Genomic DNA, 8,889 nt, shown 5'->3' with positions numbered 1-8,889 from the left:
AGCCCGCCCGCTCTTCCGGGGCCCCTGAGCGGCGGCGGGCGCGCGGAGGAACAGCCCGAAGGGTCGCCGGCAGGGAGGCCGGCGACGTTTGCGCCAGCACACGGATGTGCTGGCCGGCGGGCGCCACAGGGATGTGTGCTCGCGAGGCACCGTCCGAAGCCGCGTCGGGCAAGCAAAGAAAAGTAACCCGGCCGCCGGCAGGCGGACGGAACCCCCGGCCCGAAGGGCCGGCCAGTTAGCGAGATATCCACAGACGCACGAAACCCCAACACAACACACCGGCCAGTTCGCGAGAGACCCACAGGCACGCGAGCCCGGCGGCGCTACGCGCCGTAGGGGCCGAAGACGGGGCATGAAGACAGTGGCTCCAGCACGGCGAACCGACCAACCGAGCGCCCCTCAGGCGATCAAGCCCTGCTCCTTGATGCGGTGGATCTCGTCGCGCAGGCGGGCCGCCTCCTCGAATTCCAGATCCTGAGCGTGCTTGTACATCTGCTGCTCGAGCCGGCGCAGGGTGGCGGAGAGTTCGGCCGGTGACATGCGGGCGTAATCGGCCTTCTCCTCGGCCACCTTGCGGGCCTTGCCACGGCCGCGCGCCTTTTCCTCGCCGGCCTCGGCGCGCGCGCCTTCCATGATGTCGGTCACCGGCCGCACGATGGTCCGGGGCACGATGCCGTGAGCGGCGTTGTATGCGAGCTGCCTTTGTCGACGGCGGTCGGTCTCGTCGATCGCCGCCTGCATCGAGCGCGTGACCGTGTCGGCGTAGAGGATCGCCTTGCCGCGCACGTTGCGCGCGGCGCGGCCGATGGTCTGGATCAGCGAGCCGGTGGAGCGCAGGAAACCCTCCTTGTCGGCGTCGAGGATCGCCACCAGCGACACCTCGGGCATGTCCAGGCCCTCGCGCAGCAGGTTGATGCCGACCAGCACGTCGAAAACGCCGCGGCGCAGGTCGCGGATGATCTCCACGCGCTCGACCGTCTCCACGTCCGAATGCAGGTAGCGCACACGCACGTCGTGCTCGGCCAGGTAGTCGGTGAGGTTTTCGGCCATGCGCTTGGTGAGCGTGGTCACCAGCACGCGGTCGCCGAGCGCGACGCGCTGGCGGATCTCCGACAGCAGGTCATCCACCTGGGTGGCCACCGGACGGATCTCGACCTCGGGATCGACCAGGCCGGTGGGCCGCACCACCAGCTCCACCACCTGCCCCCGCGACTTCTCCAGCTCGTAGGGCCCCGGCGTGGCGGAAACGAAAATGCTGCGCGGCGAGCGGCGCTCCCACTCCTCGAACTTCAGCGGCCGGTTGTCCAGCGCCGAGGGCAGGCGGAAGCCGAACTCCACCAGCGTCTCCTTGCGCGAGCGGTCGCCCTTGTACATGGCGCCGAGCTGGGGAATGGTGACGTGCGACTCGTCCACCACCAGCAACGCGTCCGGCGGCAGGTAGTCGAACAGGCAGGGCGGCGGCTCGCCCGGCATGCGGCCGGTGAGATGGCGCGAATAGTTCTCGATGCCTGAGCAGAAGCCGACCTCGGCCAGCATCTCCAGGTCGTAAGTGGTGCGCTGCTGCAACCGCTGCGCCTCGACCAGCTTGTTGGCCTTGTAGAGCGCCTCCAGCCGCTCGCGCAGCTCGGCCTTGATGGTGTCGATGGCCTCCAGCACCGTGCGCCGCGTGGTCACATAGTGCGACTTGGGATAGATGGTGTAGCGCGGCAGCTTGCGCAGCACCTCGCCGGTGAGCGGGTCGAACAGCGACAGCGCCTCGATCTCGCCGTCGAACAGCTCGATCCGCAGCGCCTCCATCTCGGACTCGGCCGGGTGCACGTCGATGGTCTCGCCGCGCACCCGGTAGGCGCCGCGGCGCAGCTCGAACTCGTTGCGGGTGTACTGCATCTCGGTCAGGCGGCGGATCAGCTCGCGCTGGTCGATGCGCTCGCCACGCACCATGTGCAGCACCATCCGGTGGTACTCGCTGGGGTCGCCCAGGCCGTAGATGGCCGACACCGTGGCCACGATCAGCGCGTCGCGCCGCTCCAGCAGCGCCTTGGTCGCCGACAGCCGCATCTGCTCGATGTGCTCGTTGATGTTGCTGTCCTTCTCGATGTAGGTGTCGGTGGAGGGGATGTAGGCCTCGGGCTGGTAGTAGTCGTAATAGCTGACGAAATACTCCACCGCGTTGTGCGGGAAGAACTGCCGGAACTCGCCATACAGCTGCGCCGCCAGCGTCTTGTTGGGCGCCAGCACCAGGGTCGGCTTCTGCACCGCCGCCACCACGTTGGCGATGGTGTAGGTCTTGCCCGAGCCGGTGACGCCCAGCAGCGTCTGGTGCGCCAGGCCCGACTCGAAGCCTTCGACCAGACGCCGGATCGCCTCCGGCTGATCGCCGGCGGGCTGGTAGGGCGCGACGAGTTCGAAACGGTCGTCCATCGGTCTGTGCAGGCTGCCAAACGGTCAGTATAGACCGCGTCGAGTACGGCACCCGGCCGGACGCACGGCCCGCTGCCGTGGCGTGTCACCCATGCCGGCAAGCCGCGCCCATCCTGCCGGCGCCCTGCGCGGAAGCCGCCATGACGACGATGGGGCACGTCGGGCGCCGCATCACCGCCATGGCCGCTCCCAGCAGCCGCTCCCTCGTCAGCCACCCACGGACAGCCGCGATCGGGACCGCTCCGGAAACCGACAGCCGCAGCGAAAAACTCCTACCCCACGCGCCGACCCGCGCCGATGCCAGCGCGCCCGGCAGCCATACAGCCTGTCCCCAAGCCCACACGGAGGACCGGCCATGCACACCCAGGCCCGCGGACTGACCATGATCGAGCTGCTGATCGCCCTCACCATCGCCGCCATCCTGTTCGGCGTCGCCATCCCGGCCATCGGCGGCGCCTTCGAAGCGGCGCGCAGCCAGGATGCCCGCGCGGCGCTGCTCGGCACCTTCGTCGAAGCGGTGAACAAGGCCACCCTCAGCGGCCAGCGCGCCGTGCTGTGCCCGAGCGCCGACGGCACCGCTTGCCTCGACAGCGCCGACTGGAGCGACGGCTGGATCGCCTTCCTCGACGGCGACGGCAACCGCGAGCGCAGCGCCGACGAGCGCCTGATCCGCCACCAGCCCGCCCTCGGCGGCAAGGTGCGGCTGCGCTCCACCGAAGGCCGCAAGCGCATCGTCTTTCAGGCCCACGGCGGCAACGCCGGCTCCAATGTCACCTTCACCCTCTGCGACGGCCGTGGTCCGGCCAAGGCGCAGACGCTGGTGCTGAACAACCAGGGCCGGATGCGCTACGGCGAACCGAGCGCCGAAGCCATCGCCCGCACCTGCCTGCGCTGAGTGGCTTCGCGGCGGGCAAAGCGCCCCCGGAGTCGCTTGCACGTCGCCCCGGGTGTTGACGTCGCCCGAGCCGCCCGCCATCATATGCGCCCCCGCCCGAATAGCTCAGCCGGTTAGAGCACTTGACTGTTAATCAGGGGGTCGTTGGTTCGAGTCCAACTTCGGGCGCCAGATACTGAAAAGGCCTGCAGAAATGCAGGCCTTTTTTCATGCTCAATCACAGCTCCAGCCGGTAAAGGTGCTGCCCTGGCATACCGCGGTCGCATTCCGCTCGCTCTCGCTGAAGCTGATCGTCACGCTGCTTTCGAGCGGGCTCGACCGGATGCTCGGCAGAGTGACCAAAATCTTCTCTCCCGGCGTGCCCGGGGCGGCCCCTACCTGGGTCACCATGAGCGGCGACACCAGCGCGCCGTCCACCTGCAACCCGGTGAGTGTGTAGGCCACACACTTGGCCTGTCCCTGCCCGATCTTGTCGTTATTGGCAGCCCCCGGGCAGGGGTTGTTGATGTTGCCGCTCGCGGTACGCAGGTAGTTGTAGCCCCCCATCACCAGCTCGACCGCACTGGTCGTCGCGCTGCGGCAGCTGTAGGGGTTGCTGGTGTTCCTAGCCTGACTGGGATCACAGGGTGCACTGGAATCCCTTCCGACTTCCACGCTCGGGTCATCGGACTTGTTGTTGTTGGTCGCCCGGGGGACGCCACTCCAATTCACGGTGAAACGATGCCCGCCGGGCATCGTGGCAAAACCGCGAGAGGGGTTGTTCGGATCTCCGAACAGCACACGGGTCGGGCTGGCCACCTGCAGCCACGAGGAGGAAGATGGAACGGTACCAGCACTGAGCAGGAACAACTGCTCGTCGACCAAGGGCCCATCGCCGTCGAATGGACTGATTGGGGACACCAGTGCCAATGCGGAAGGATACCTGCGCATGGACGCCAGGGCATAGTTCGATTCGAGTCCGAGAGGCGGGACCAGGCCCGTGCTGCTGCCACTCGTCCCCGACCAGACTGCCAGCTCGGTGACGTTGACGGTCGCCATCGGCGAGAATGGAAGCACACACTGGGCACGCCCCGTGTCGTCAGCCGCCGTGCAGCTTTCCTTGGCTTTGTCCAGTCGCGCCAGCGCAGGCGGCTCCAGATAGTCGCGAAGCAGCCCGCGCGCATGCAGCCAGCGTCGGTCACCTGCCTTGATGGGGATATAGTCGGGCTGATTCAGCCCACTGTCAGCCTGGGCGGACTCCCGGTCGAACGTGCTGCGGTCGAAGAACAATGCCTTCACCGCCTGATAGGCGAAATTCAGGTAGGCATTTTTCCCGTACTCGGAGAGCTGCGGGGCAGTCGCTCGGTTATTGTCGGCAGGTGGCACCCCAGACCCCGTAGTTTCCGGATACGTCCGGGTAGCCACGAGAGAGAGATCGTCCAACCGCGGATCCGGTGCCACGCGCCAAAGACCATCCACCCGGATCAGGCGACAGGCCTCGACATAGGTGCCCGATGCAACCCGGTTGCCTTCGGCATCGTAATGGTCATGCGTCGCGGACCAAGGGTTGAACTTCGCCCCATCCACCCCGACTTGGTCACGGTGGTCGCGGCAGCATTCGTTGCACAGCTCACTCTGCTGCACACTCAGACTGGGGCTTGAAACCGGCGTGCCTGCCGGCTTCGGCGATGTGTAGCTGGTGCCATCCCAGTAGGTCGGGCGGAATGCCCTTTCTCTCAGGATGACATTGACATTCGGGCTGTTCCCGCCGGTCGGGAATCCACCTAGCCCGGTCTGACACGTACAGCCCACGAGCGCGGTTTCGATGCGCTTGTTGATGCGCGCGAATCGTGCGTCCCCCAGATTGTCATTGGGGTCATAGGTCAGGACTTCGAAGCGGGTATCCGCCACCAGCGTGTCACGGTCCCGCCCCACAAGCTGTGGCCTCGGATTGGTGGCAGCAGTCTCCTGTCCGTCGCCGAGAGCAATCGGGATCATGCCCTCGGTGACCGGGGAAGGGCGGCGAATGACAGGCTGCTGCGATGAATCCTCCGATGGCTGACGGTCGACCAGGACGGGGCTTGATCCCAGAGCCAGCACACTCATCGCCGTGGAAAGCTGCAGATTGCGAGCGCCGCCGGTTGCATCGGTCCAGGCCAGTTGCATGTCGACCCGTTTGAAATAGGGGCGATCCCCGGGCGCAGCGCCGCTCTGCTCGAAGACCCCCGTAGCCTGGTTGTAGACGAACTGCGTGACCGTCACCGTCTGTTGCGCGCTTGCCAAGCCTGCCGCTGCGACTGCGAGCCGCAGCGGATCATTGGGATCGGCAATGGTCGCGCTGTTCTTGGTCGAGTTCGCCAAGGTGGCTGCACCCGCAAGGCGCAGCCGATCCAGTTCGCCCTGGGCATAGGCCATCATCACCGAGCGCACCTTGGCGTCGGCACTGTTGCGAATGATGGCACTTTGCAGCGCCGCCAAGGCCAGCAGGCCGGTAGCCAGGATGACCACGGCAATCATCGCCTCGATCAGGGTCAGACCGCGCTCCCGCGACCCCATGCTGGCGGCAATGCGTCTCATGGCATGTCCTCAATACCGCAGCCGGTCGGTCCACGAAGCCGGCAGCGAGCTGGTGTTGAAGTTGGACGGGTCATTCACTAGCGCACTCAGCACGTCCCCCTTGTAGACGATTGCGGCATTGCCGCCACCACCCGAAGTAACCTTCCCTTGCACGACCACTGCGCCGTAAACAATGGCGTTGCCGTTGATTCCGAAGTCGGCCGTACCGCCAGTGTTCTTGTCCAGGGTGAGGTTGCCGTTCGGTTCGCGCAGGAACAGCAGCCCGTAGAGGATCAGGCCGTTGACTTGGGTCAGCGCACCATCATGGATCAGCGCCACAGGACCAGTCGGACTGCCGATCTCGATCTGACGAATCCGGCCACATGTATAGCCAGGGAGATCACCGATCGGCTGGCTATGCACCCATACCAGTCCCCGGGTGCTCGGCCCCAAGGCATCGCATTGCGCCTGGTCATCGATGCCGTCACCGATGTGGATCTTGTTCCTGATGTTCAGCAGGAAACAGGTGTCCTCGGGCAGCAGCGCCGTGGTCAGCGCACCGGTGGCAGGATGCGGATAGGTGCAGAGCGAAACGCGCCGGGTCTCGCCGAAATGGCAATCCTTGGCTTCATAGGTACAGGGAGATCCCGGAGGAATCCCGTCACGCTCGATATCGTCCCACGCTCTCTGCCCGAAGACGAAGGCGAACAGATCTTTCGGGAACTCCTCACGCCGGATGTCCAGATTCGGCTCCACCGGGCAGCCCGGGGAGTTCGGGGCATTGTTGTCGATGTCGACGATATCGCTGCCTTGACAGGCCTCGTTACCGGCTTTCGGGAAAGACAACGAGTCATCACCCGGACAACGGCAGGAGTGGCAGATCTCGGTGCCTTGCTCGACTCTTGGCAGGTCCGAACTGTTGCCACTGCCACCCTGGCGCAGGAAAGCATGGAACTGGCAGGTCCGCGGGGTGCCGTTTTTTTCCACCGCCAGTCGGGTCCATACCGACACCGGGCCCTGCGGCAGCTGGGCCGCGACGATACTGAGGGCACCACCGACGGTCACTGTGCCCGAAGCAACGACAGGGGGGGCGTTCGGCCCCATCGCGAACAGATTGAATCCGCCAAATGTCTGGGTGACAGTGGCGCTCGAGCCCTCATTCGTCAGCTGCCCCCTGGAAACGACCGTGATCGCCCAGGTCGGGGAAGCCGAAGCCAAGTCGGTGGCACAGGTGGTCGGAGCACCGGGACCGGCTGGGGGGGCCACGCGGCACAGCACCGCTCCAACCTGCTGGCTCGCATCGAAACCTCCGATGGAAGTGATCGGCGCATCCAGCGGGAGGAGGCGATCCGCCAGAATGGCTCCCGTGGTACCCGGGGCATGATATTTGAACATGGTGCCGCGTCGCGCAGCCGGTACTGCACCGCAAGGAAACTCCGTCTCATTCGGGCCGCAGAGCGTCCACCTCTCGCCATTCAGTACCAGATCCCGTCGCGCATTGAAGAACTCGATACCTTGAGTCAGACCGGCGTCCGCCAATTCCTGTGCCAGCCGGGCCCGCAGGTCATTGCCCGATGTCCGCTGCTCAAACACGCTGACGTTGAGGCCGAGCAGAACAAAGAGCGAAGCCAGAAGGAGCAAGACAATGACAACCAGCAGCACCGTACCGCGAACACGCCGGTTGCTGCGGATAATCCGCTGCGGCAGGTGAACGACAGAAGTGACGGCCATCTCAATTCACCTGTCCGGATCGAACATAGACCGTTTGACGAAATACGCGGGCAACCCCTTCGAGCCCCGGCGGCGGGTCGGCTAGCCGCGCACTGATCTCCATGTCGATCCGCGAGCCACCGACCTGGCGCAGTCGCAGATCCACGACATCAACCTGTGCCGAACTTATTGCCACGCCTCCAGCACAATCGTCACCCGCCGTATTCATCCATACCTGCCCCTGACCATCATTGCGCTGCAGCCGGATGCTGCGCGTCACCAGTCCGCCGGGCGGGTCATCGTAGGCCAGGACGATGCAGTTCCCCGGGTTGCTGGGAGCATTAGTCGAGGCATCCCGTATCTCCAAGAGATCATTGCCGACCGCTGTGCTTGCCTGGGCCACCAGCCCGATCGGATCCGAGACGTATCGGGCTCTTCGCACCTCTCGAACGATCACCTCGGACAATGCGCGGACTTCTTGTGTCAGCCGGGTCACTTGGATGTCCTGTGAATTGGCCCTCGCTATCGAGGCGATGAATGTGATGGTGGCAAGCACCACCAACAAGCCAACCACGATCGCCACCAGCAGCTCGACCAACGAGAGGCCGACGGCGACACGTCGCGACATTCTCCACATGCGCGGCACAAATCCAGAGCCGATCAGCATGTCGGATACCCCGGCATGACCCGCTTGCCTGCGGGAATGCAGGCGCGCGCCTGCCCCAGCGGACTGATCACGATCCTGATCCCGTATCGTCCTGTCGCCGACTGCACTTCGAACTGTGGCGCTGTGCCCAGCACGGCCAGAGCGCCACTCTTGCTGTCATAAGTCAAGGAGGCACCGCGTCCAGAGACGAGTTCGGCCCCTCCCGCATTCTCGAAGGACACGACAAAGGGCTCTCCATCGACGATGCACTGGTTCGGGGCGGCAGCACAGTCGCAGGCCGCGGGAGCCGTCGGGACCAAGGCTCCGGCAGCCATCGGAGCGGCCTGAACGCCGCCGATGCACCACTGCGATCCCGCCCCTGCCAGCCCGAGCGTGATGTTGCGATCATTCTCGACCGCTGACTGGCGCGCCTGCGCCAAGAATGCAAGTGCTTGATCAGCCACGCCACGAAGCTGATAGCGCTCGAAAAATTCACGAAACGAGGGCGCCGCTGCTGCCAGCAGGATGGCCAGCACCGCCAAGGTGACCATGAGCTCCACGAGTGTGAAGCCCCCCGAGGGCTGCCCCGCGGCTCGCATCAGATCCGTCCTTCCTGCCTGTTTGACGCCCACGACTGTAGGAAGCTGCCATGGGCAAGGGCAAGCCATCGCCGACGGACGGC

The 8,889-nt window shown here is 65.4% G+C and carries 6 protein-coding genes and 1 tRNA gene; 2 read left to right on the top strand and 5 right to left on the bottom strand.

What is annotated here, in order from left to right; genetic code table 11:
• Positions 1–399: 399 nt before the first annotated feature.
• Positions 400–2,421, bottom strand: coding sequence for an excinuclease ABC subunit UvrB (gene uvrB, locus HNQ58_RS05345; RefSeq protein ID WP_183947755.1), 2,022 nt, complete (start codon positions 2,419–2,421; stop codon positions 400–402).
• Positions 2,422–2,776: 355 nt separating this feature from the next.
• On the opposite strand from uvrB, the gene HNQ58_RS05340 reads away from it, so the two are divergent.
• Together HNQ58_RS05340 and HNQ58_RS05335 are read left to right on the top strand one after the other, a co-directional pair.
• Positions 2,777–3,316, top strand: coding sequence for a GspH/FimT family pseudopilin (locus HNQ58_RS05340; RefSeq protein ID WP_183947754.1), 540 nt, complete (start codon positions 2,777–2,779; stop codon positions 3,314–3,316).
• 94 nt (positions 3,317–3,410) lie between these two features.
• A tRNA-Asn gene (locus tag HNQ58_RS05335) sits at positions 3,411–3,487 on the top strand.
• A gap of 42 nt (positions 3,488–3,529) precedes the next feature.
• On the opposite strand, the gene HNQ58_RS05330 is transcribed toward HNQ58_RS05335, so the two are convergent.
• Genes HNQ58_RS05330 through HNQ58_RS05315 form a run of 4 tightly spaced genes read right to left on the bottom strand, consistent with a single transcriptional unit; the run spans position 3,530 to position 8,758 of the window.
• Positions 3,530–5,872, bottom strand: coding sequence for a type IV pilus modification PilV family protein (locus HNQ58_RS05330; RefSeq protein ID WP_183947753.1), 2,343 nt, complete (start codon positions 5,870–5,872; stop codon positions 3,530–3,532).
• A 9-nt stretch (positions 5,873–5,881) separates the two neighbouring features.
• Positions 5,882–7,582 (bottom strand): hypothetical protein, encoded by a 1,701-nt coding sequence (locus tag HNQ58_RS05325; protein WP_183947752.1) that lies wholly within the window; start codon positions 7,580–7,582, stop codon positions 5,882–5,884.
• 1 nt (position 7,583) lies between these two features.
• A complete protein-coding gene (locus tag HNQ58_RS05320; RefSeq protein WP_183947751.1) occupies positions 7,584–8,228 on the bottom strand; it encodes a PilW family protein in 645 nt (214 codons plus the stop codon).
• On the bottom strand, positions 8,222–8,758 hold the full coding sequence (locus HNQ58_RS05315; RefSeq protein ID WP_183947768.1) for a GspH/FimT family pseudopilin: 537 nt from the start codon (positions 8,756–8,758) through the stop codon (positions 8,222–8,224). The genes HNQ58_RS05320 and HNQ58_RS05315 overlap by 7 nt, the downstream gene beginning before the upstream one ends.
• Positions 8,759–8,889: the final 131 nt, after the last annotated feature.

Origin of the sequence: Rehaibacterium terrae (genome assembly GCF_014202935.1) — a bacterium.
GTDB lineage: Bacteria > Pseudomonadota > Gammaproteobacteria > Xanthomonadales > Xanthomonadaceae > Rehaibacterium > Rehaibacterium terrae.
This window is presented reverse-complemented; position numbering and strand designations above follow the sequence as displayed.

Coding starts and splice junctions, on each gene's coding strand:
- HNQ58_RS05340 (WP_183947754.1), top strand. CDS start 2,777: ATGCACACCCAGGCCCGCGGACTGACCATGATCGAGCTGCTGATCGCC.
- HNQ58_RS05330 (WP_183947753.1), bottom strand. CDS start 5,872: ATGAGACGCATTGCCGCCAGCATGGGGTCGCGGGAGCGCGGTCTGACC.
- HNQ58_RS05315 (WP_183947768.1), bottom strand. CDS start 8,758: ATGGTCACCTTGGCGGTGCTGGCCATCCTGCTGGCAGCAGCGGCGCCC.
- HNQ58_RS05320 (WP_183947751.1), bottom strand. CDS start 8,228: ATGCTGATCGGCTCTGGATTTGTGCCGCGCATGTGGAGAATGTCGCGA.
- uvrB (WP_183947755.1), bottom strand. CDS start 2,421: ATGGACGACCGTTTCGAACTCGTCGCGCCCTACCAGCCCGCCGGCGAT.
- HNQ58_RS05325 (WP_183947752.1), bottom strand. CDS start 7,582: ATGGCCGTCACTTCTGTCGTTCACCTGCCGCAGCGGATTATCCGCAGC.